This is a genomic window from Clostridium sp. (assembly GCF_021443865.1).
GTDB lineage: Bacteria > Bacillota > Clostridia > Clostridiales > Clostridiaceae > Clostridium.
The window spans coordinates 1-24,985 of sequence record NZ_JABUTB010000015.1; the positions used below are offsets into that span (position 1 = coordinate 1).

Here is a 24,985-nt window from a genome sequence, read left to right on the forward strand (position 1 = left end):
TTACATTTTTAATTATTCATTTTACATTGTGCGGCAGCACATTAGTGGCATTTATCACATGGGTCATATTTTCCACTTTGTTCTATTGTTCCTTCTAAAATTGTTTTACTTCTTGATAAAGTAGGACAACTTTTTGTAGTATGATAACTTTTTCCGCTTGGAGTCCAATAAACTGTTGCAGAACTAGTACTACCACTTGAATTATTAGAAGTATTATTGCTATCGGAATTACTAACATTTGCATTGCTGCTACCTGTATTACTACTACCTGTAGTATTGCTTTCTGGAGTAGAACTTCCTGTATTATTGCTACCAGAGCCAGTATTACCTGATGAATTATTTATTCCTGAACTTGCATTATATTCATCAGGATTTATATTATCGAACTCATCATTAATTACATTACCATTAATTGTGTAGGTATAACTATAGTGACTTGGTATCTGTGTACTTGTATTTGGATAAGTTATTATTGCAACAAAATCTGTACAACCACCAGCATCTCTTATAACCTTTTCCATATAAGCTTGGTCTCCATATCTATTAAGGGTACTGTTTTGTGGAGTTATATTGTATGCATTTGAAACTCCTCCAAGAGAATCAGCTATAACATGGCCCTCATCTAGGTTCTTACTTTCAACTCCAGGCACTTTTGCTTCATCTGGATAATATCTTCCATTAGAATTAACAGGCTCTGTTGAATCATCTTGTAAGATAATTTCCTTTGCTATTACTTTAACTAGTTGTCCATATTCATTAGTAAAAGCATAGTATTCTCTATTACCAAAGCCTATATTAACTACTACATTAGGTTCTCTATGTCCAGATAAATCTCCACCATAAACCTCAATTAATTTATATCCTGCAAATATATCTTCTGTGAAATTACTTGAAGCTTCTTTAGATTCATTACTATTAGTAATTGCTTCAGGTTTTGTATTTTCATTAGTGTTACTATCTTCTTTAGTTTTTGCATCATCTTCTTTTTTGATATCATCTTCTTTTTTGATATCTTCTTTACTTTCAATTACTTCATTTTTATTTTGAGTAGCTAACTTTTGTTGACTTTCTGTATTGGAGTTATTAGGCATAATTATAATGCAAACTATTAAAGCAGCTATCAGAGTTCCAAACAAAGTTGAATAATATTTAACAGCTGTTAGTTTAAATTTTTTGTTTAAGTAAATTATTAAAGCTGGTGCAATCCCCAAGCCTAAAGCAGCTAAAAGTGGAGAATCTACTCCTACGGCTAAAAATAATATACTTAGATAAGTAATAAATGACCCTATAATAATATTAAGTGTTGGTGTAAATTTCTTCATTTATTATAACCCCCTTGAATCTTTATTTACTCTATATTTTATCATAGTTTACCGAATTATGTTATAATTTGGCGAACTTATAATTTATAAATATAATCAATAATTATATTTATATAAACAAAGTTAATATGGGGATTTTTAGGGTCTTTATTAGGGAGCAAAACTCTTATTTGTTTATTATTTGTTTATTTGTTATTTGTATATCTTGTATAAAATTATTAAAAGAAGTAAAAGAATAAGATACTATAAAGGTTTATTATCACAAATATTTTTTACTAATATATCAACTAGTAAATATAAGAATTACATCTTATATTTACTATATATAAAAATCATATCAACAAATATCAGGAATAAGTTTAGAAAGTTTGCATGCAAGTAACTCATGGCTTTCTTTACTTAAATGCATATAATCATAAGGATACATACTCATACCGTCAATAGAAGCTGAATCTAAGAAGTGGCACTTATTTCTCTCTGCAACTTCCTTGTACAGAGAAGCAAGTGCTTTTGATTTTTCTGCACAGCCTTTTCCCATTTCACCTGAAACAAAGGTGTTTTCATAACCAACTTCAATTGGAAGAGGTGCAATTAATAAAATATTAGGAATGCCTCTCCAAGCAGTAGTAGTTGAAATTGCTTTTTGAGTAAGGCGTTCTAAGCCTTTTGCTATATTTTCAGGGGTAGCAGAGAAGCGTTCTTTAGTATCATTTGTTCCAAGCATAATTATTAATAAATCAATAGGCTCATGTGTTAATAAGCATGGGGAAATATATGAAATCCCATCTAGACCTTCAAAAAGTGGATCACTAAATACAGTGGTTCTTCCACTAAGGCCTTCCTCTTTTACAGAATAATTCTCACCTAGATATTTAGATAAAAGACATGTCCATCTTTCTCCTTCTGTAAAACGCCCATTATTTGAAGAGTTATATCCATGAGTATTAGAATCCCCAAAACATAAGATAGTTTTTTTCATATATACCATAATTTATCATCCTTTAGATTTATCTATAAATAATAATATGATGATAGCATATTTAATGGAAAAAACAAACAAATAATAAAAATAATTTTTTTTATGGAAATATATTGAAAAGTATTTTCAGACATGATATATTTAATTGGAAAATATTACAATGATATTTTGGAGAATTTAAAAGAAAGTTTATTATGGGAGGTATATTAAATGAAAAAGAAATTATTAGCTGCTCTGCTTGCTGGATTAATGTCTATGTCTCTTCTATCTTGTGGGAAAAAAACTACTAGTGAAGATCCAAAAGGAAATGATAGTGCCAAAACACAAATAACATGGTGGGCATTCCCAACCTTTACTCAAGAAAATTCAAATGATGCAGTAGGAACATGGGAACAAAAAATAATTGATGCATTTGAAAATGAAAATCCAGACATAACTGTAAAATTAGAAACTATAGACTTCACCTCAGGTGCTGAAAAAATTACTACAGCTATTGAAGCAGGAACAATGGCAGATGTATTGTTTGACGCTCCTGGACGTATAATTAGCTATGGAAAATCAGGAAAACTAGTAGAGTTAAATGATATGTTTACAGATGAATTTGTAAAGGATGTCAATAATGATACATTACTACAAGCTTGTAAAGCTGGAGATAAAGCTTATATGTATCCAATAAGTTCTGGACCATTCTTTATGGCATTTAATAAAGAAATGCTAAAGGAAGCAGGAGTTCTTGACTTAGTAAAAGATGGCTGGAAAACTGATGATTTTGTAAAGGTTTTAGAAGCTTTAAAAGCTAAAAATTATAATCCAGGTTCAGTATTTGCTAATGGACAAGGTGGAGACCAAGGACCACGTGCCTTCTTTGCAAACCTATACAGCAGTAGAATTACTGATGATTCTCTTTCAAAATATACTACAAATGACGATAAGTCTGTAAAATCAATGACACTAATTCAAAATTTAATAAAAGATGGTTTATTAATGAATGGTTCTCAATATGATGGATCTGCTGATATTCAAAACTTTGCAAATGGACAAACAGCCTTTACAATTTTATGGTCATCAGCTCAACCAGGAACTCAAGCAAAGTTATTAGAATCAAGTAAAGTTGACTACCTTGAAGTACCATTCCCATCAGAGGATGGAGTACCAGAATTAGAATACTTAGTAAATGGATTCTGTGTATTTAATAATGGTGATGATGCTAAAATAGAAGCTTCTAAGAAATTCATACAATTCATTTGTGATAATAAAGAATGGGGTCCGAAGAATGTTGTAAGAACAGGAGCTTTCCCAGTTCGTACATCTTTTGGTGAATTATATGATGATGAAAGAATGAAGGAAATTGGCTCATGGAGCCAATATTATACTACTTACTATAATACAATCAATGGATTTGCTGAAATGAGAACTTTATGGTTCCCAATGGTTCAAGCAATATCTAATGGAGAAGTACAACCAAAAGAAGCTTTAGATGACTTTACAAATAAAGCAAATGAAACAATAAAAAAATAAATATATTAAAATAAATTCTTCTTGCACAGAATTAAATGTGCAAGAAGAATTCTTAATAAAAGAAAATTCTTACCATGAGGAGATTGGAGGGAAAATATGAAAAACTTAAATAAAATACGTATGAGAGAAACCATTGTATCATACTATTTTCTTGCTCCAGTATTATTATTTTTTGTAGCATTTGTTCTTACGCCTATGGTAATGGGATTTGTTACAAGTTTCTTTAATTATACTATGACAGATTTCACCTTTATTGGAATAGATAATTATATACGTATGTTTAAGGATCAAGTTTTTATAAAATCATTAGTAAATACATTAGTTATTGTAATAGGTTCTGTACCAATTGTTTTAATATTTTCGCTATTTGTTGCATCACAGACCTATGAAAAAAATGCTTTTACACGTTCATTTTTTAGATGTGTATTTTTCTTACCTGTTGTAACAGGAAGTGTAGCTGTAACTGTTGTATGGAAATGGATTTATGATCCATTGTCAGGTATATTAAACTATATGTTAAAGGCAGGTAATATTATCGATCAAAATATTAGTTGGTTAGGTGATAAGAGATATGCATTAATAGCAATTATAGTTATTTTACTTACAACATCAGTGGGACAGCCCATTATACTTTATATAGCTTCAATGGGAAATATAGATAAATCACTTATGGAAGCAGCACGAGTTGATGGTGCTAGTGAATTTCAGGTATTTTGGAAAATAAAATGGCCAAGCTTATTACCAACAACACTTTATATAGTAGTTATTACAACAATTAATTCATTTCAGTGTTTTGCTTTAATTCAGTTATTAACATCTGGAGGACCGAATTATTCAACCAGTACAATTATGTATTATCTATATGAAAGAGCATTTAAGCTTTCTGAATATGGTTATGCAAACACAATGGGAGTATTTTTAGCGGTTTTAATTGGATTAATTAGTTTTGCACAATTCAAGATTCTAGGAAATGATGTAGAGTATTAGGAAGGAGAGAATATAATGAAAAAGACCAAAGTTACACCTTTTGGGGTGATTAGTATAATTCTTTTGAGCATCTTAACCATTATCTTTGTATTTCCTTTCTATTGGATTATGACAGGTGCCTTTAAGACTCAACCACATACAATTATAATTCCACCTCAATGGTGGCCAACAGCTCCAACAATGGAGAATTTTCAAAAGTTACTTATTCAAAATCCAGCAGGGAAGTGGCTATTAAATAGTATTACAATTTCACTAGTTACAATGCTTTTAGTATGTATAACATCTTCACTAGCAGGATATGTATTAGCTAAGAAGAGATTTTATGGGCAAAAGATACTATTCTCTATATTCATTGCAGCAATGGCATTGCCAAAACAAGTAGTACTTGTTCCTTTAGTAAGAATTGTTAACTTTATGGGGATTCACGATACATTAGCCGCTGTAATACTACCCTTAATTGGATGGCCCTTTGGAGTATTTTTAATGAAACAGTTTAGTGAAAATATTCCTGGAGAATTGTTAGAGTCAGCAAAGATTGATGGTTGTGGTGAATTTAGAACCTTTATAAATATAGCATTTCCAATTATAAAACCAGGCTTTGCAGCACTAGCTATATTTACATTTATTAATACATGGAATGATTACTTTATGCAATTAGTAATGCTTTCATCAAGAGATAAACTTACAGTTTCACTTGGTGTAGCAACTATGCAAGCTGAAATGGCAACAAATTATGGATTAATTATGGCGGGTGCAGCATTATCTGCAATTCCAATAGTTGCTGTATTTATGGTATTCCAAAAATCATTTACACAAGGTATTACTATGGGTGCTGTAAAAGGTTAATGTATATAAGTGGAACTTTAGAAACATAAAGACTTTTAATTAACTTGATTGTGGAGGGTGGTTCCACTTTTGAATTTTATATGTTAGGAAAAGGGGGTAAAGTATGGCAGGAAATACAGGATATTTAACAAGTAAAATATTTAATCCAGATAATATAATTATGAGCTTTTTTTCTAGAATCCTTGATGTTATAGTATTGAATTTTTTGTTTATTATTTGTTGTGTTCCTATTATAACAATTGGAGCATCCTTTACTGCTATGTATTCAATAACCTTAAAAATGGTAAAGAATGAGGAAACTCATATTATAAGAGGATTTTTAAAAGCATTTAAGGAAAATTTTAGACAAGGAACCATAGTTGGAATCATAGCAAGTATAATAGGAATCTTTATAACAATAGATTTAAGAATTATATTTATGATTAATGATGATAGATTAAAAGTAGTACAAGGACTATGCTATATAGTAGCATTTTGGGGATATATTGTGTTTTTATACTCATTTCCAATGTTAGCCAGATTTGTGCAAACAACAAAAGAATTATTTAAGAATTCATTTGTTGTTAGTATTATAAATTTCAAATGGACACTTGTGCTTATATTACTTAATGCTCCCTTTGTGTTTATGCTATTTTATTCTGGAGTATCTATGCTTCTGCTTTTTACAATAATGATTATATTTGGATTTTCTGCTTTAGCAATGATTCAGTCATTCATTTTCCGAAAGATATTTGAAAAATATGAGGCTTCTAGGGAATTTTAAGAAATGAATTTGAAATAAGTGTATTACAGAAGGGGAAATAATATGAATAAAAAAATTGAAAATTTAAAAGGCAAATTAATAGTGTCATGTCAAGCCTTGCCAAATGAACCACTTCATTCATCATTTATTATGGGAAGAATGGCACTTGCAGCGAAAGAAGGGGGAGCAGCTGGAATTCGTGCAAATACAAAGGAAGATATTGCAGAAATAAGATTACAGGTTGATCTTCCTATTATTGGGATTGTAAAAAGAGATTATGATGGTTCTAAAGTTTATATAACTCCAACTATGAAAGAAATAGATGAATTAATGGAAGTGAAGCCAGAGATTATAGCAATAGATGCTACCTCTGAATTAAGACCAGATGGAAAATCTTTAGATGAATTTTTTAAAGTGGTAAAGGAAAAGTATCCAAATCAACTTTTTATGGCAGATTGCTCTACAGTAGAAGAGGCTCTACATGCAGATGACATAGGCTTTGATTTTATTGGTACAACAATGGTTGGGTATACAGAGCAAAGTGCAAATCTTAAAATAGAAAATAATGATTTCGAGATTATTAGAGAAATAATTTCAAAGGCAAAGCATCCAGTAATAGCAGAAGGTAATATAAATACACCAGAAAAAGTTAAACGTGTAATTGAGTTAGGATGTTATAGTGTTGTAGTGGGCTCTATTATAACAAGACCTCAACTAATTACAAAGGCCTTTGTAGATGAGCTAGAAGATAAGAAATAAAATAGCCTTATAGGGCAGAAGGAGACTGTTATGAGAGAGTTAGATAAGTATAAAGGAGTTATTCCTGCATTTTATGCATGCTATGATGAGAACGGAGAAATAAGTCCAGAAAGAGTAAGATTACTTACTGAATTCTATATTAAAAAGGGTGTTAAGGGGGTTTATGTAAACGGATCTTCTGGAGAATGTATTTATCAAAGTGTAGAAGATAGAAAGATTGTTCTTGAAAACGTCATGGCAGTCGCAAAAGGAAAATTTACAGTAATTGCTCATGTTGCTTGTAATAATACAAAGGATAGTATAGAACTTGCTAAGCATGCAGAGGCTCTAGGTGTAGATGCAATTGCAGCAATTCCTCCTATATACTTTAAACTTCCTGAGTATGCCATTGCAGCTTATTGGAATGATATTAGTAATGCTGCTCCAAATACAGATTTTATAATATATAATATTCCACAGCTTGCAGGAGTTTCTTTAACCCAAGGGCTTTATTCAGAGATGAGAAAAAATCCTAGGGTAATTGGTGTGAAAAATTCATCCATGGCTGTGCAGGATATTCAACTCTTTTGTGCAGCAGGTGGAGATGACTATATAGTATTTAATGGTCCTGATGAACAGTTTATTAGTGGACGTGCGATTGGTGCAGCAGGAGGAATTGGTGGTACATACGGTGTTATGCCAGAATTGTTCCTAAAACTTGATGAGCTTATAATTGAAAATAGAATGGAAGAAGCTAGAAAACTTCAATACCATATAAATGAAATTATTTATAAAATGTGTTCTTGCTATGGAAATATGTATGGGGTAATTAAGGAAATTCTTCGTATAAATGAGAATTTAAATATAGGAAGTGTAAGAGAACCCTTAGTAGCAGTAAGTGATAATGATACTACAACTATAAAAGAAGCTGCTGATATGATTAAAACAGCTATTAGAAAATATTGCTAAATAGAAAGCTCTTAGAAGAGGTGAAGTGGTGAAAAATTATGTAAGCATTGATATTGGGGGAACAGCAATAAAATATGGAGTTATCGCTGAGGATGGAACAATATTAATAAAAGATAATATGGACACAGAAGCATATAAGGGTGGACCAGAGATATTAAATAAGGTTTTTAGAATTGTAGAAAACTATTTAGACAAATATAAATTGCAGGGAATATGCATTTCAACAGCAGGAATGGTAGATATTGAAAAGGGAGAAATTTTTTATGCTTCTCCATTAATACCTAGATATGCAGGAACAAAATTTAAAAAGGAATTAGAAGAAAGATTTCTAATACCATGCGAAGTTGAAAATGATGTTAATTGTGCAGGTCTAGCAGAGAGAATTTCAGGAGCAGCTATAGATAGTAAAATAACTCTGTGTCTTACAATAGGAACTGGAATTGGAGGATGCATATTAATTGAAGATAAAGTATTCCATGGCTTTAGTAATAGTGCCTGTGAAGTAGGATATATGCATATGTTTGGAAGTGACTTTCAAACTTTAGGAGCAACAAGTATTCTAACAAAAAAAGTTGCAGAAAGAAAAGATGATTTAGAAGAAAATTGGAATGGATATCATATTTTTGAAGAAGCTAAAAAAGGTGATGAAATATGCATAACAGCAATAGATGAAATGGTAGAAATTATTGCAATGGGAATATCTAATATATGCTATGTTATCAATCCAGAGGTAATTGTTCTAGGTGGAGGAATTATGGCTCAAGATATATATTTAAAACCTAGAATTAATAATGCTTTAAAAAAGTATCTTTTACCAAGTATTGCTAAAAAAACAAAATTAGAATTTGCAAAACATAAAAATGATGCAGGAATGATAGGAGCATTCTATAATTTTAAAAATAGGCAATAAAAAAATTCAGCAATATGCTGAATTTTTTTTATAGAATTTTAATTCTTATTGCTATGATAAACAAAAAATGCAAATATCTATAATTTTTCTATTTTAAGCATATTAGTTCCACCAGTAACTGCACTAGGCATACCTGCAGCAACAATAATATCATCACCTTTTTCAGCAAAAGATAAGTTAGTTGCAACTTTCTTTGCTTCACCTAATATTTCATCAGTAGTTGTGAATACAGCACATTTTGCTGGATATATTCCAAAATTAAGATTCAAACCTCGTCTAACTTCATCATATGGAGTTATAGCAATTATTTGGCATTTTGGTCTATACTTTGATATAAGTTTTGCTGTAGCACCACTATTAGTTGCTGCAACAACAGCTTTTGCATGCAATAGATTTGAACTTCTACATGCAGAATAGCTAATAGCTTCAGAGAAAGAAGATAAAGATGGTTCTTTTAATCTCTTATTTAAATAGTTATAATCTAAATTCGCTTCAGTTTCTATTGCAATTTTAGACATCATTTCAGCTGCCTCTATAGGATAGTTACCACTAGCACTTTCTCCACTTAGCATTATTGCATCAGTACCATCAAAGATAGCATTACATATATCGCAAGCTTCGGCTCTAGTTGGAAGAGAATTTCTTATCATAGAGTCTAACATTTGAGTAGCTGTAATAACTATTTTACCAGCTTCATTACATTTCCTAATTATATTCTTTTGGATTATTGGAACTTTTTCTATTGGTATTTCAACTCCCATATCCCCTCTAGCTACCATAATGCCATCAGCAGCTTCTATAATAGCATCTATGTTATCCACACCTTCTTGGTTTTCTATTTTAGCTATAATTTGGATATAATCCCCTCCATGAGCCTTTAAAACATTTCTTACATCCTCTATATCAGAAGCCTTTCTAATGAAAGAAGCTGCAACGAAATCAACTTTGTTTTCACAACCAAAAATTAAGTCTTCTTTATCTTTTTCAGTTATAGAAGGAAGGTTAATTTTTACGTTAGGAACGTTTACACCTTTGTGATTTTTTATCACGCCACCAACTGTAACTATACATTTAATTTCTTTATCAATTACTTCTTTTATTTTAAAGCTTAGTAATCCATCGTCTACTAAAATTTCTCCACCTACTTTAACATCTTTATACAAATCCTTATAGGAAACAGTACATTTTTTATTATCTCCTAATATTTCATCATCACAAATAAAAGAAAACTCATTATCTGCAAACAGTGTTACACCATCATTAATAAAGTTATGAGTTCTAATTTTTGGGCCTTTAATATCAAGCATAATTGCTGTTGGAGAATTCATCTCTTCTCTTATTTTCTTTATAAGATCTATTTTTTCTTTATGTGTTTCATGAGTTCCATGAGAAAAATTTAATCTTGCTGCACTCATACCTAATTGAATAAATTTTCTTAAGATATCTTCTTTATCACTTGCAGGTCCAATTGTAAAAATCATTTTTGTTTTTTGCATAATATCACCTCAAAACATAAAATTTGTGAAAATTCTGAATAAGTATAATAAAAAAATGTAATTTAAGTATCATATATACTATGATATACTTAATTTATAATATCATTCTAACATAATTTAGCAGAAAAGGAGAGAATAAAATGAATATTTTACAAAATTTAGAACCTAAAAAGGTTTTTCAATATTTCGAAGAAATTTCACAAATACCAAGAGGATCAGGAAATGAAAAGGCTATAAGTGATTATTTAGTAAGCGTAGCTAAAAAGCTTAATTTAGAAGTATATCAAGACGAGGCTTTAAATGTAATAATTAAAAAGCCAGGAACAAAGGGATATGAAAATTCTGAAACAGTAATTCTTCAAGGTCATATGGATATGGTTTGTGAAAAGAATAAGGGAACAGAACATGATTTTGAAAAGGATCCAATAAAATTAAGAGTTGTAGATGATATGGTTTATGCAACTGATACAACTTTAGGATCTGATAATGGAATAGCCGTGGCATACTCACTAGCTATATTGGATTCTACAGATATTCCACATCCACCTTTAGAAGTATTAATTACTACAGATGAAGAAACTGGAATGTCAGGAGCAATGGCAGTATCAAAGGAACATATAACTGGTAAAATTTTATTGAATTTAGATAATGAAGAAGAAGGACACTTATTAGTAAGTTGTGCTGGTGGAATAAGAAGTAAACATTTATTAAAGGTTAATTTCGAAGAAGTAGGTAATTACAATAACTTTTTACATATCGCTGTAAGAGGCCTAAAAGGTGGTCACTCAGGTATGGAAATTAACAAAGAAAGAGGAAACTCTAATAAGATTATGGGTAGAGTTTTAAAATCATTATTACCTATAGATTATAAATTAGCGTCACTTCATGGAGGCTCTAAAAATAATGCTATTCCAAGAGAAGCAGATGCTATAATAGCTTTAAAATCAGAAGATGTTGAAAAGGCTAAAGAAATAATTAATTCATGGACTGAAGTATTAGTAAATGAATTGAAAACTCAAGACCCAGGAGTAAATGTTTCTATAGTAGAAAACACTGAAAAATTCGATAAAGTATTTAATAGAGTTGATACTGAAAGAGCAGTAAATTTACTTTATTTAATGCCAAATGGAATAAATACAAATAGTGTTGAAATAGAAGGCTTAGTTGAAAGTTCAACAAACTTAGGAGTAGTATCAACTAAGGGTGATATTGTTGAATATGATAGTGCAATTAGAAGTTCAGTAGCATCATTAAAGGATGAAATAGTTTTAAGATGTAAGACTGTAGCTGATTTGCTAGGAGCTGATTTTGAAACTACTGCTGGATATCCAGAATGGCAATATGATAGTGAATCTAAAGTAAGAGAATTATGCCAAGATGTATATAAGAGAATGTATGGAAAAGATGCTAAGATAGTAGCAATTCATGCAGGAGTTGAATGTGGATTATTTAATGAAAAGTTAGGAAAGCTTGATATGATAAGCTTTGGACCAGATCTTTTTGATGTTCATACTCCACAAGAGCATATGAGCATTTCATCAGTTAAAAATGTTTGGGAATACTTATTAGAAGTACTAAAAGAATTAAAGTAATAGGTAGAAAAAAGCTGAACTATTTCTAGTTCAGCTTTTTTTAATGCATAATGCACAATGCGTAATTAAGGTATAAATTCCTCCAAAGTCGTAATTTAAAAATAATGAAATAATTAACTCGGCTTCTCTGAATTATTTTACAAGTTTTTTCATTTTTTCATTCTTTCATTATTAAAAATAATTGTTTTACATAATGAATATTAAAAAGGAAGCTAGAATATATATAAATTATGGAAAGAGGAGGATGATAAAAATGAAGTACACAAAATATCAATACAAAAAGAAAAATAATGGTATTAAGCTTTTAACATCTTTATTAATGACAACATTATCTGCAATAGTTATAGGGTTACTTGCAGCATGGTTATTATTTAAAGTATTTCCTAATATGGATGGGCTAAAGGAAGTCAATGGAAATCCTAAGATAGAAGAAAGTAATAATACTGAAAGTTCTTCAAATGAAGAAATAGAAACCTTTAATGTAATTCAATGTGGATATTTTTCTAAGGAGGAAAATGCTAAACAGGTTTTAGATAAAATAAGTGGTGATTTTAACTCTTTCATAGCTAAGGATACAGAAGGAAAATATAAAGTATTTGCTGGAATTACAACAGAAGAAAATAGTAAAGCTCTTATGGAAGCTTTAAAGTCAAAAGGAATAGAGAATATTAAAGTTAAATTAGAGCTAAATAAAAATGATAAGATTGAAAATCAAATTAGTGCAATTACAACAGGTTATTTAGAAATTTTAGATACAGTACAACAAGAGGAAGTTAAAGAAGTTAATACTAGTGATTTTAAAACTTGGATTAACAATTTAGATGAAGTTACTAGTGGAGATAAAATTGATATGTTAAAGGAATATAAAGAGCATATTAAAGCACTACCAGAGGTTTTAAATAAGAGCAATATTGTAGCAGAATTAGAGTATATATATTCAATATTAAGTAAGATATAATAATAAAAAAAGGTCATATGGAATAATATTACAAAACTCTTAAGAATAAATAAAAATTAAATAAAGAAAGACAAAGTTACTTGTTTCGAATCTTATATAATGATAAACTATATTAGATATAAGATAGAGACAGCTATCTTTGTCTTATTTAGTTTTAAACCATGCTGTTTTTTCAAGAATATAAAAATAGGATGTGATAGGTTTGAAATATGTTTTAGCATCAGCATCTGAAAGAAGACAAGAACTATTACATAGAATAATTAATGATTTTGAAATTGAAGTTAGTGACTTTGATGAAGAGACTGTTTTATTTAATGGAAATGTAGAGGAATACGTAATTGATTTGGCTAAAGGAAAAGCTATTAGTACAAAGGAAAAACTTCATAATAATGCTATAATTATTGGTGGAGATACTGTAGTTGTATTAAATGGAAAAATACTAGGAAAGCCAAAAAATGAAGAAGATGCTTATAAAATGTTAAGAGAATTAAGTGGTAAAACCCATAGAGTTTATTCAGGTATAGTGGTTATTAATATGTATAATAATAAGATTGAAAAATCTGCTATATATACTGAAGTAAAAATGGGTGATTTAACAGACAAAGAAATATTAGAATACATAAAAACTGGTGAGCCGCTTGATAAAGCAGGTGCCTATGGAATACAAGGATATGGAGGCATTTTTGTTGAAGAGATTAAGGGGTGTTTTTATAATGTAGTTGGATTGCCATTAAATCTTCTAAATAAAATGCTAAAAAGGGTTAAAGAATAGTATTGTAGGGTATATTTATAAATAAAGTTATTATTTTTTTAGGAGTTTATTTATGAATAATAGTATAAAAATTATAGATATACCAGAAGAAGAAAGACCTGTTGAAAAATTATTAATAAATGGGCCAGAAGCTTTAAGTAACCCAGAACTTCTTGCAGTAATTTTAAGGACTGGAACTAGAGGAGAAAATATAATTTCTTTAAGTACTAGAATTATATCAGAATTTAATGGACTAGATGGTTTATTAGATGCTGGAATAAATGAAATTACAAATATAAAAGGAGTTAAAAACATAAAGGCAAGTCAAATTATGGCGATGGGTGAGCTTGTTAGAAGAATTAATAAATTAAACGTACTTAAATCAGGAAAAGTTATTTCTTCTCCAAGTGATATAGCAAACCATGTAATGAAGGAAATGGTAGTTTTAAAACAAGAAGTTTTAAAACTAATTATGTTAGATACAAAGAACAATATTATAGGAATAAAAGATTTGTTTAAGGGAAGTTTAAATACATCAATTGTACATCCTAGAGAAATTTTTAAAGAAGCTATAAAAAAGAGCAGTTCAAGTATAATAATTTGTCATAATCATCCATCCGGAGATCCTACGCCAAGTAAAGAGGATATAAATATAACTATTAGATTAAAAGAATGTAGTAAAATAATGGGTATTGATTTATTAGACCATTTAATAATTGGTAAAGATCAGTATGTTAGTTTAAAAGAAAAAGGAATAATATAAACGAAAGGGGAATTCAAATGGGATTTTTCAGTAGCAATAAGGATATGGGAATAGATTTAGGAACAGCAAATACGCTTGTTTTTGTAAAGGGCAAGGGTATAGTTTTAAGCGAACCTTCAGTTGTAGCTATTAATAGTACAACAAGAAGACCACTTGCAGTAGGTACAGAGGCTAAGCTTATGATAGGGAGAACTCCTGGTAATATAGTAGCTATTAGACCATTAAAAGATGGTGTTATAGCAGATTTTGATGTAGCACAAACTATGTTAAAAAAGTTAATTGAAAAAGTAACTAGTAAGAGTGCTTTTACTAGTCCTAGAATAATAGTTTGTTATCCATCAGGAGTAACAGAAGTTGAAAGAAGAGCAATTGAAGAAGCAGCAAAATTTGCAGGAGCTAGAGATGTTGTATTAATGGAAGAACCAATGGCAGCTGCTATTGGAGCAGGACTTCCAGTAGGAGAACCTACAGGTAGCATGATAGTTGATATCGGTGGAGGTACAACAGAAGTTGCTATAATATCTTTAGGGGGAATAGTTACAAGTAAGTCTTTAAGAGTTGCTGGAGATGAATTAGACCAAGCAATCATAGCTTATATTAAAAAAGAGTTCAACTTAATGATAGGTGAAAGAACAGCTGAACAAATTAAGATGGAATTAGGATCAGCTTACAAGATTGATGAAGAAGAAAGAGAAATGGATATAAAGGGAAGAGATCTTATTACAGGACTTCCTAAGCCAGTAGTTGTTACTGAAACTCAAATCAGAGAAGCTTTAAAGGAGCCTGTATATGCTATTATAGAAGCAATAAAAACAACATTAGAAAAGACACCACCTGAATTAGCAGCGGATATAATGGAAAAGGGAATAATGTTAGCTGGTGGAGGAGCATTACTTAGAGGTTTAGATGCACTTATTAACCACGAAACAAATATGCCTGTTCATATAGCAGAAGCACCACTTGATTGTGTTGTATTAGGTGCAGGTAAGGCATTAGAAAACTTCGATGAGTTAAGTAAGACGCAAAGAGGTCAATAATGAAGCGTCATAAGAATAAACTGGCAGCCACTGTAATAGTGCTGTCAGTTGCCTTTTTAGGCATAATTATGTATACCATGAATAATGAAAAAAAAGATGCTGTTTCAAGTGGTTTAGGTAGTACAATAAATCCTTTGCAAAAGGTAGTTTATACAGTTGGTGATAGATTAAAAGAAACTTTGGATTTTTTCTTAAATTTTTCTAATGTAAAAAGTGAAAATAAAGAATTAACTAAGGAAAATACTGAACTAAAAAATAAACTTTTAGAATACGATAAACTTAAAGAAGAAAACGATAGATTAAGAGAAGTTTTAAACTTTAAGAATTCAAAAGATAATTATGAATATATAGGAACTGAGATAATTGGATATAGCGGAGAAAGTTTTTCAGATGGATATATAATAGATAAAGGTGAAAATGATGGATTAAAAAAAGACATGGTAGTCATTTCAGATAAGGGTTTAGTGGGACAGGTTACCAGTACTGGTTCTAATTGGTCCATAGTGGAAAGTTTACTAAGTGAAAACATAGCTGTCTCAGTTATGGTTAATAGTACAAGAGAAACCACGGGAATATTAAAGGGATATGTAACTCGTACTAATAATGGATTAACAAAGGTAACTAATTTACCATTAGATTCTGAAATAAAAGAAGGGGATGTAATATTAACTTCAGGGCTTGGGCAAATATATCCTAAGGAAGTTAGAATTGGAGAGGTTATTTCTATTGAAAGTGATGAAATAAAAGTTATGAAAACAGCAATAGTAAAACCTTATGTAGATTTTAATAAATTAGAAGAATTATTTGTTATTGTTCCAAAGGAAACAAGAGAAGTTAAGTATGCTAATTAGAGGTAGAATATGAAAAAGTGGATTTTAGTTTTAATTTCATTAGTACTTTTAATACTTGATAATTCTTTTATGCCTTTTTTATCTATTAAGGGAGCATTCCCAAGTTTACTTTTTATTTTTTCTATAGCTTATTCTATTATATATGGTAAAAAAGAAGCTGTTATTATTGGAGTTATTTCAGGATTACTACAAGATATATACTTTTATCAAGGCTTTGGAGTAAATGCTTTAATTAATATGTTAATATGCTTACTTGCAGCTTTTATAGGAGAAAATATATATAGAGAAAAAAAACTTATACCAACAATATCTATGATATTTTTATATATGCTAAAGGTAATATCAATATTTTTAATATTAAAATTAGCTGGAAAAACTATAAATATTGAAGTTGGTATATATTCATCAATATATAGTGCAATAATAATGTTTTTAGGATATGATTTTGTTTTAAGGCTTTACGATAAGAATTATAAAAAGAGATCATGGAGGTTTAGATGATAGTAAATAAACCTAAAAAGAAAAAGAAAATTTCTAGATATACTGTTTTAAATATAATAATGATAGCTCTTTTTACTATCTTTATTGCAAAGCTAGTTTATCTTCAAATTTATAAACATGAAGATTATAAAGAAAGAGCTGATATTAGTTCAACAAGACTTATTTCAGAAAATGCTCCTAGAGGGAAAATATATGATAATGAAGGGAATATTTTAGCAAGTAATATTCAAACTTATACCTTAACATATACTAAGCCTAATGATGATAATGAAGATTTTTATGGAACTATGAATAAGGTATTCAATATACTTTCACAAAATGGAGAAAGTTTTGAAGATGAGTTAATGTTAAAAATAGATAGCAGTGGTAAGTTCTACTTTGATTTTAAAACTGATGATGAAGATACAAAAAAAATTGTTGAAATTAGATTTAAAAGAGATAGAGGACTTAACGAAGAAATAGAAAGAGAACTATTTGGTAATCAAAAGACTGAATTTAATGATAAAGAGATAGAGGAAGTTAATGAGAAATTATTAAAAATACCTGCAGAAGAAACCTTCTATAAGTTAGTTAAGAGTTATAGCCTTCAACAACTAGTAAATCCAATTCCAGTTAGAGAAGAGGGTGAAACAAGTAAAGCTTATAATGCTAGAGTGGATGCTTATAATGATAAGTATGAAGAAATGACTGGTAAAGAAATATTAGATGAACTTTTAGAAACATATTCAATACAAGATGTAAGAAAATATATAGTTGTAAAAGATGCTATTAAAATGCAAAGTTTTAATGGATATAGAGCTGTAACCATAGCATCTAATATAAAGAAAGATACTGCTTTTATTATGTATCAAAAATTAAATGATTTACCTGGTATTGATGTAAGTATAGAACCTATTAGATTTTATCCATATAATAGCTTAGCTTCAGGAGTAGTAGGATATTTATCTTCAATAGATTCATCTAAAGAAGATAATTATGAATTAAGAGGATATGATGTATCTTCTGATTTAATAGGTGTTGCTGGTATAGAGGCAGCTTTAGAAGACCAATTAAAAGGAACTAAGGGTGGAACTACAGTTAAAGTAAATTCTCAAGGAAGAGTTACAGAGGAATTATTTAAATTAGATTCTTACCCGGGAAATAATGTACACTTAACTATTAATAAAGATGTTCAGTATGCAGCTGAACAATCAATGAAAGACACCATGGACCGTATAAAGAGTATAGCACCAAACGCAACTAGAGGTGCTGCAGTGGCAATTGAAGTTAAAACAGGCAGAATCATTGCTATGGTAAGTTATCCAGGATATGATCCAAATATATTTTCTATTCCAGGAAAGTTAACTGATGAGTTATCTAGGCAATATTTTAGTCCTGATATAGAAAGTTATGCTAAGGAGTTCATACAAAGAACTGGAGCAACTGGAGGAATAGATTACCTATTTCCTGTAGATGAAGATACAGGTAAAAGAGAAGATAAGTTTGATACTTATCCTAAGCCTTTTTTCAATTATGCAACACAAGGTCTTCTTCCTGCTGGATCAACTTTTAAACCTCTTACTGCTATTGCAGGATTAATGGAAGGTGTGGTTAATCAATATGAATCCATGAATGATACCTCAGGTACATGGAGTAATGATGAATTACCAGAAAAAAGAAAGAACTTCCAAGGGGTAGCTAATGGTAAAACAGATTTGAGACTGGCACTACAAGTTTCATCAAACTATTATTTTTATGAGTTAGGATACAGGTTATATAAAAATAGTGGTGGAAATGTAAATGGTGGAAATATTGAAGCATTAGATGCTCTTGCTAAATATGCATGGAAATTTGGACTTGGAGTAGAAACAAGTAAACAAAATTCTAAAACTATGTCTACAGGAATTCAAATTGAAGAGTCCTTTGGTCAAGTTTATAATTTTGAGTCATGGAAAAAACAAATAGTAAATACTCCAATGTATGAAATCGTAGATGCGTTAAAGGTAGGAAATTATTATAGCTATCTATTTGTACCATTAAATATAGAAGACAGTGATAGTGATCCAGATAACTTAAAAGAAGCAAAAAATGCTTTGAAAAATTATATGAAAGAAACTTTAGCAAAAGTAGGAACAGATGAAGAAGTATCTGACACTACTAAATACGCTGAAAGTTTAGTTCCATATATTAAAAAGGTTATGGATTTATCTGATAGCTTTAAAGCTTCAGTAGTTGAAACATCTAAAAGAAGAACTGTAGATATAGATGAAGAGGCTGGAGTTATGTCTGATGCAATAGCTTATTACATTATAAGTAATGCAGGCCTTCAAATTAAAACTCCAGGACAAATAGTATCTAGTGCTATTGGCCAAGGTATGAATAACTTCACTCCTGTTCAAATTGCAAACTATGTTGCAACATTAGCTAATGGAGGAACTAGGCTTAAGCTTACCCTTGTAGATAAAATTACATCACCAACTGGTGAAGTATTACAAGAATTTGAACCAGAAGTAGTTGATAAATTAGATATACCTGAAGAGTATCTTCAGGCTGTAAAAGAAGGAATGTACAGAGTTAATACAAGTCCTAATAATGGGACTGCATATCAAGCCTTTGGTAAATTCCCAATTAAAGTTGCAGGAAAAACAGGTACAGCTGACTTTAGTACAGATGAAAATTATACTATCCAAGGAAGATTAGCTTATGGTAACTATATTAGTTTTGCACCTTTAGATGATCCAGAAATAGCTATATTCTCAACTATTTATGATGGTTTTAGAGGTAGTGAAGGTGCAACTATTCATAAGGCTATATATGAAGCTTATTTTAAAGAGAAGTTATTAGAATTAGATCCTTCTTATGCTTCTAAATCAGAATCCTTTAGAAAATATGTGTTAGAATCTCCATTAAAGGATAATAAAGATGATAGTATTAAAATAAGCAATTAAGAAAAATATAGTAATTAAAAGTAAAAAGCTGGGTTTTCTCAGCTTTTTTTATTTTATGAAAATAATAATTTTCACCGATTTTTTTAATTTAATACAAAATTAGGTTGTTAAGTTATAGAATATAATTGTATAATTATAAGTATCAGACATTTTTATTAATAATTAAATGTTATTGGTGGAGGGTGGCCAATGAAAGTACATAGTAATATTCAAATAAGAGGTACTAAAGATGGTATCAACGCAGCAATAGATATGGATAAGTTCAATAACTTTGATGATATGTTAGAATCCTTAGTAAAAAAACTATCTGTGGGAAAGGGTTTTTATAAAGGAGCATCTCTTAAAATAGAAACAAATTTAAAGTTATTAAATGAAGATGATGTATCAAAGTTAAAGGATGTTTTATTCGAAAAAATTCAAATTAAGGACTGTATTTTCGAAGATATTAGAAAATCAGAAACTAAAGATAAAAAAGAAAATAAAGTATTTAATGGAATATATGAAGGAAAAACAAAGTTTATAAAGAAAACAATAAGAGGCGGGCAACAGATTAAATATTATGGCAATATAGTAATTATAGGGGATATCAATAATGGTGCAGAGGTGTATGCAGGAGGGAATATAATAGTTTTAGGTACTGTTAGAGGACATGTGCATGCAGGAGTAGGTGGAAATAAAAAAGCTATAATATCAGCCTTTAATCTTCAACCAGAAATACTTCAAATCGCTGATATAGTTACTATTGCTCCAGAAGATGGTATTAAACCATCTTATCCAGAGCTTGCAAAAATTAAGGATAATAATATTATAGTAGAACCGTATTTACCAAAGAAATATATATAGTGTTGGAGGGAGATAAAAAATGGGAATTTCTATAGTTATTACATCAGGTAAAGGTGGAGTTGGAAAAACAACAACTACAGCCAATATTGGAACTGCATTAGCAGCCTTAAACAAAAAAGTTGTAGTTATAGATGGGGATACAGGTCTTAGAAATTTAGATGTATTAATGGGTTTAGAAAATAGAATAGTTTATACAATTTCAGATGTTATAGAAAACAGATGTAGATTGAAACAAGCATTAATTAAGGACAAAAGATATCAAAATCTTTGTTTGTTGCCAACAGCTCAAACTAAGGATAAAGATGATATAAGACCTCAAGATATGTTAAAGATAGTAAATGAATTGAAGGAAGATTTCGATTATATATTAATAGATTGTCCAGCAGGTATTGAACAAGGTTTTGAAAATTCAGTAGTAGGTGCTGATAGGGCAATTGTAGTTGTTAATCCTGAAATAACTTCTGTTAGAGATGCTGATAGAGTTATTGGAAAATTAGATTCTAAAGGATTAGAAGATCATTCAGTAATAATAAATAGATTAAATTACGAAATGACTCAAAGAGGGGATATGCTTGATGTTCCTGATATAATTGAAACTTTATCAATTGAATTATTAGGAGTAGTTCCTGATGATAAAAACATTACTATTTCTACAAATAAAGGTGAGCCTATAGTTTTAGATGACAAGTCAATTTCAGGGCAAGCATTTAGAAATATAGCAAGAAGAATAATGGGGGAAGAAGTGCCTTTACTTGACTTAAAATCTGGTGGAGAAGGGTTCTTCGCATCACTAAAAAAATTATTTAAGCGTTAAGAGGGGGCGTTGAGAGGTGGATTTTTTTAAGAAGTTTTCAGGAAAGCCAACACCTAAGGAAGTTGCAAAGGATAGGTTAAAATTAATATTAATACATGATAGAGGTGATTTACCTCATGAAACTCTTGATAAAATAAGGTTAGAAATATTAGAAGTACTATCTAAGTATATAGAAATAGATGTTGATGATGTTGAAATAGCTGTAAGCAAAAGTGAAAATTTAGAGGGTAACAGCCCAGCTTTAGTGGCTAATATTCCAATAAAGAATATAAAAAACTAAAAAATAGGAATTTATAATATTTTTATATTACAAATTTTAAAAAAGGTCTATAATTATTCTAATTCTATACATAGAGTTAGAAGTAGACCTTTTTTTAATATAGTTAACAAATAATTAATTAATAAATTCTTAAATTTTATTAATTTGTAGATATATTATAGAGAAATAAATTTTTTTTGGATATAATAAAATCTAGGTTAAAAAATGGAGGTGTAGTGCAAAAATATGATACCATTATCGCATTTTAAGATAGATTTTAAAAAGCTTAAAGAAATAGATAAACTATTACTATTTTCAATGATAGCTTTAATGATATTTGGAATAATTAATATATATTTAGCAAGTGCAGCGGAATTTGGAACATTATTTTTGAAAAGACAGTCAGTTTGGTTTGTAGTTTGTTTAGTTGCATTATATTTTGTTGTAGCTATTGACTATACATTATTAAAATCATATACTCCTTTATTTTATTGGGGATCAATACTTTTACTTATATTAACAATGTTTATAGGTACGGATATAAATGGTGCAAGAGGATGGATAAGACTAGGTCCACTATCCTTTCAGCCAGCAGAGTTAGCTAAGTTAGCTACAATAATGATGTTAGGTAAAACTTTAGAAGATATGAATGGTACTATAAATGAATTGAAAAATTTCCTTATTATGGCCTTTTATTCAATAGTTCCAGCCTTTTTTATAGTTATTCAACCTGATATGGGAATGACAATGGTTTTATTCTTTATGGTTATAGGAATATTTTTTATAGCTGGATTAGATATGAAGATAATCGGTGGAGGATTATTAGCATTAGTTGTGGCAATAGTTATAGTATGGAATTCAGGGTTAATACAAGATTATCAAAAAACTAGAATAACTTCATTTATGAATCCAGAATCCGATTCTTCAGAATCAGGCTATCAATTGAGACAATCACTTATTAGTATAGGAAATGGTGGAATCTTTGGATTACAAGGTAATGTAATAACTAAGGAAAATTCAGTAGGGTATGCAGCTCAATATGTACCGGAAGTACAAACAGACTTTATTTTTGCAAGTATAGCTGAACAATGGGGCTTTATTGGAGCATGTTTCTTATTACTGCTATATGGAATATTAATTTCAAGAATGATAGCAATTGCACGAACATCAAAAGACCAATTTGGATCAATTATTTGTGTAGGGCTAATAGCTTACTTTTTATTTGCACTGCTTCAAAACATCGGAATGACAATAGGACTTATGCCAATAACAGGTATAACATTACCTCTTATTAGCTATGGAGGAACTTCATTACTTACTACAGTTATGTCTATAGGACTAATCTTAAACGTAGGTATGAGAAGGAAGAAAATATACTTCTAATAAGAAATTAAAGAATGAAAGAATGAAAGAATTAATGATGTAATTTGTGCCAAATTACTAAAATATATTTATTTAAAAAATCTGCTGTAATAAACAGCAGATTTTTCTTTTTTACTTTTTAATCTTTCCACCTAAATGTATTGTAGGAATAATTGCAATTATAAAAGAGGGAATATACTATTATTCCTTGTTTTTTGAGGAATAAAATTGTAAGTAATTAAATATAAATACATTATTAAGAGTAGGGAGAGAGGTGTATGGTTAACAATTATAACGAAGCTTATAAAGATTATTATGATAAGGTTAGGAAAAAAGTTAGTGGAAACGAAAATAAGGGTGATAATGGACTTATGACTAAAGAATATATATATCCTAATACGTCAAATGTAAGAAATTATACTTATGGAAAAGGAAGTTATCAAATTAATTCTAGTAAAAAGAAATATAAATATATAGATGGATTTATAATTAGGCTAATAATAACTTTTATGCTATTTTTAGTAGCTTTTACTTTAAAAGTACTTCCTAATAAAGAAGCAAAGGAGCTTTATCAAATATGTAAGACATCTATAAATAGTGAATTTAATTATAAGAAATTATTATCTGGGGTAGAAAAACTTGGTTTTGATTATAGCGGTATTAAAAATAATATAGAAGAGAAGTATAAAGAAGTTATAAATCAGATAAATGATATGAATCTAGATGATAAGAATAACGGATTAAATTTATAACAATAAAGCATTAGAAATAGAAGGTGGTTTTATAGATCTGTAGCAATTATTAGGGAGATATAAATGAATAGAGAAACAAAGAAGATATTAGCAGAGATACTTCTAATATCAATTGTATGTAGCTATAATAAAATGTTTATATTTGCATTTATATGGGTATTTTTACATGAGATAGCACATATATTAATAGCCCTTAAATATGGATGTAAATTTTATAATATAGGATTCCATATATTTGGATTAAATGCAGAGCTTTCAGAGATTAACACACTAAAGGACAAAGAGAAGATAGCAGTATATGTTGCAGGAGCTTTATTTAATATAATTTCTGCATTTACACTTTATTTAATTAGCTTTAAGTATAAAAATACTTTTATAGAAACTGGAATTAGTTTAAACATAGGGTTAGCATTTTTTAATCTGTTACCTGCCTATCCATTAGATGGATCTAGGATTTTAGAGATTGTTTTATCGAAGAGAATTTTATTTAAAAAGGCTCAAAGAATAATAAGTATAATTAGTTATGTTATAGCAGGATTATTTATTATTTCAGGAATTAGTATTTATATTTTTCTACATAGTTTAAATCTTAGTATAATTATAGGAGCTATAATTATAGTTTATATTACTAGAATGGAACAACATACTTCAATGTATATAACAATGGGTAATATAGTTAAAAAAAGAAAAAAGCTTTTAAAAGATAATTATATTGAAAATAAAAGTATATCTGTTTATTACAAGCAAGGACTTGTTAGTGTATTAGGACTGGTAGATAGAAATAAGTTTAATACCTTTTATATTTTAAATGATGATATGAAGCTTATCTATATACTACATGAGGATGAATTAATAGAAGCTTTAAAAAGCTATGGAAATATGACTGTGGAGGAATATATAAATAGAAAAACTTAATAAATGAAAAATGAAGAATGTAAAATAAATATGGGGGCTGTGGCAGAATGTAAAATGAATAATGAAAAATGTAAAATTAAAGAAGAAACTCCCTTCTAAACTTGACCCTGTCAAGTAGACAATAGGAAAAAAGACTCTTCATTATGCGGCATG

Annotated in this window: 24 protein-coding genes; 21 read left to right on the plus strand and 3 right to left on the minus strand. The window is 29.4% G+C overall.

Translation table 11 applies throughout. The features are described from left to right. Positions 1-41 precede the first annotated feature (41 nt). Both HUJ77_RS03805 and HUJ77_RS03810 read right to left on the minus strand, forming a co-directional pair. Entirely contained in the window at positions 42-1,322 is a 1,281-nt protein-coding gene (locus HUJ77_RS03805) for a DNA/RNA non-specific endonuclease (protein WP_291707248.1), read from the minus strand. 337 nt (positions 1,323-1,659) lie between these two features. Next, positions 1,660-2,310: a GDSL-type esterase/lipase family protein gene (locus HUJ77_RS03810; protein WP_366032730.1), complete on the minus strand. Its 651-nt coding sequence runs from the start codon at positions 2,308-2,310 to the stop codon at positions 1,660-1,662. Between the two features lie 201 nt (positions 2,311-2,511). Here HUJ77_RS03810 and HUJ77_RS03815 point away from each other — a divergent pair, with 201 nt between their 5' ends. The 7 genes from HUJ77_RS03815 (at position 2,512) to HUJ77_RS03845 (ending at position 9,011) form a co-directional block, all read left to right on the plus strand. Further along, positions 2,512-3,819 (plus strand): ABC transporter substrate-binding protein, encoded by a 1,308-nt coding sequence (locus HUJ77_RS03815; RefSeq protein WP_291707249.1) that lies wholly within the window; start codon positions 2,512-2,514, stop codon positions 3,817-3,819. A gap of 96 nt (positions 3,820-3,915) precedes the next feature. Then, positions 3,916-4,806 (plus strand): sugar ABC transporter permease, encoded by an 891-nt coding sequence (locus HUJ77_RS03820; protein ID WP_291707250.1) that lies wholly within the window; start codon positions 3,916-3,918, stop codon positions 4,804-4,806. A 15-nt stretch (positions 4,807-4,821) separates the two neighbouring features. Further along, entirely contained in the window at positions 4,822-5,652 is an 831-nt protein-coding gene (locus HUJ77_RS03825) for a carbohydrate ABC transporter permease (RefSeq protein ID WP_291707251.1), read from the plus strand. Between the two features lie 103 nt (positions 5,653-5,755). After that, complete coding sequence (locus tag HUJ77_RS03830) at positions 5,756-6,415, plus strand: DUF624 domain-containing protein (RefSeq protein ID WP_291707252.1); 660 nt, start codon at positions 5,756-5,758, stop codon at positions 6,413-6,415. Positions 6,416-6,457: 42 nt separating this feature from the next. Continuing rightward, a complete protein-coding gene (locus HUJ77_RS03835) occupies positions 6,458-7,153 on the plus strand; it encodes an N-acetylmannosamine-6-phosphate 2-epimerase (RefSeq protein WP_291707253.1) in 696 nt (231 codons plus the stop codon). Positions 7,154-7,183: 30 nt separating this feature from the next. Then, positions 7,184-8,101: a dihydrodipicolinate synthase family protein gene (locus HUJ77_RS03840; RefSeq protein WP_291707254.1), complete on the plus strand. Its 918-nt coding sequence runs from the start codon at positions 7,184-7,186 to the stop codon at positions 8,099-8,101. Between the two features lie 28 nt (positions 8,102-8,129). Then, positions 8,130-9,011: an ROK family protein gene (locus HUJ77_RS03845; protein WP_291707255.1), complete on the plus strand. Its 882-nt coding sequence runs from the start codon at positions 8,130-8,132 to the stop codon at positions 9,009-9,011. A gap of 77 nt (positions 9,012-9,088) precedes the next feature. Here the strand turns inward: HUJ77_RS03845 and pyk are convergent, their stop codons facing one another. Beyond that, positions 9,089-10,507, minus strand: a complete 1,419-nt coding sequence (gene pyk / locus HUJ77_RS03850) for a pyruvate kinase (protein WP_291707256.1) — start codon at positions 10,505-10,507, stop codon at positions 9,089-9,091. Positions 10,508-10,647: 140 nt separating this feature from the next. Here pyk and HUJ77_RS03855 point away from each other — a divergent pair, with 140 nt between their 5' ends. From HUJ77_RS03855 to HUJ77_RS03920, 14 genes are all read left to right on the plus strand, one after another. Continuing rightward, positions 10,648-12,099, plus strand: coding sequence for an aminoacyl-histidine dipeptidase (locus HUJ77_RS03855; RefSeq protein ID WP_291707257.1), 1,452 nt, complete (start codon positions 10,648-10,650; stop codon positions 12,097-12,099). 253 nt (positions 12,100-12,352) lie between these two features. Further along, positions 12,353-13,057: an SPOR domain-containing protein gene (locus HUJ77_RS03860; protein ID WP_291707258.1), complete on the plus strand. Its 705-nt coding sequence runs from the start codon at positions 12,353-12,355 to the stop codon at positions 13,055-13,057. A gap of 202 nt (positions 13,058-13,259) precedes the next feature. Further along, positions 13,260-13,829 (plus strand): Maf-like protein, encoded by a 570-nt coding sequence (locus tag HUJ77_RS03865; protein ID WP_291707259.1) that lies wholly within the window; start codon positions 13,260-13,262, stop codon positions 13,827-13,829. Positions 13,830-13,881: 52 nt separating this feature from the next. Continuing rightward, positions 13,882-14,571 (plus strand): DNA repair protein RadC, encoded by a 690-nt coding sequence (gene radC, locus HUJ77_RS03870; protein WP_291707260.1) that lies wholly within the window; start codon positions 13,882-13,884, stop codon positions 14,569-14,571. Positions 14,572-14,588: 17 nt separating this feature from the next. Next, positions 14,589-15,608 carry a rod shape-determining protein gene (locus tag HUJ77_RS03875; protein WP_291707261.1) on the plus strand — a complete coding sequence of 340 codons (1,020 nt, stop codon included), beginning with the start codon at positions 14,589-14,591 and terminating at the stop codon, positions 15,606-15,608. Further along, positions 15,608-16,459: a rod shape-determining protein MreC gene (mreC, locus tag HUJ77_RS03880; RefSeq protein ID WP_291707262.1), complete on the plus strand. Its 852-nt coding sequence runs from the start codon at positions 15,608-15,610 to the stop codon at positions 16,457-16,459. The genes HUJ77_RS03875 and mreC overlap by 1 nt, the downstream gene beginning before the upstream one ends. A 9-nt stretch (positions 16,460-16,468) precedes the next feature. Next, a complete protein-coding gene (mreD, locus tag HUJ77_RS03885) occupies positions 16,469-16,960 on the plus strand; it encodes a rod shape-determining protein MreD (RefSeq protein WP_291707263.1) in 492 nt (163 codons plus the stop codon). Beyond that, on the plus strand, positions 16,957-19,887 hold the full coding sequence (locus HUJ77_RS03890) for a penicillin-binding transpeptidase domain-containing protein (RefSeq protein WP_291707264.1): 2,931 nt from the start codon (positions 16,957-16,959) through the stop codon (positions 19,885-19,887). Before mreD ends, HUJ77_RS03890 begins: the two co-directional genes overlap by 4 nt. 189 nt (positions 19,888-20,076) lie before the next feature. Beyond that, positions 20,077-20,730: a septum site-determining protein MinC gene (gene minC / locus HUJ77_RS03895; protein ID WP_291707265.1), complete on the plus strand. Its 654-nt coding sequence runs from the start codon at positions 20,077-20,079 to the stop codon at positions 20,728-20,730. 19 nt (positions 20,731-20,749) lie between these two features. Next, a complete protein-coding gene (gene minD / locus HUJ77_RS03900; RefSeq protein ID WP_291707266.1) occupies positions 20,750-21,544 on the plus strand; it encodes a septum site-determining protein MinD in 795 nt (264 codons plus the stop codon). A 16-nt stretch (positions 21,545-21,560) separates the two neighbouring features. Beyond that, the gene (minE, locus tag HUJ77_RS03905; protein ID WP_291707267.1) at positions 21,561-21,824 is read left to right on the plus strand and encodes a cell division topological specificity factor MinE; all 264 of its coding nucleotides are present in this window, start codon (positions 21,561-21,563) and stop codon (positions 21,822-21,824) included. Between the two features lie 225 nt (positions 21,825-22,049). Beyond that, complete coding sequence (rodA, locus tag HUJ77_RS03910; RefSeq protein ID WP_291707268.1) at positions 22,050-23,186, plus strand: rod shape-determining protein RodA; 1,137 nt, start codon at positions 22,050-22,052, stop codon at positions 23,184-23,186. 257 nt (positions 23,187-23,443) lie between these two features. Then, positions 23,444-23,917 carry a peptidase M23 gene (locus tag HUJ77_RS03915; RefSeq protein ID WP_291707269.1) on the plus strand — a complete coding sequence of 158 codons (474 nt, stop codon included), beginning with the start codon at positions 23,444-23,446 and terminating at the stop codon, positions 23,915-23,917. A gap of 63 nt (positions 23,918-23,980) precedes the next feature. Next, positions 23,981-24,832, plus strand: coding sequence for a site-2 protease family protein (locus HUJ77_RS03920; RefSeq protein WP_291707270.1), 852 nt, complete (start codon positions 23,981-23,983; stop codon positions 24,830-24,832). The last annotated feature ends 153 nt before the right edge of the window (positions 24,833-24,985 follow it).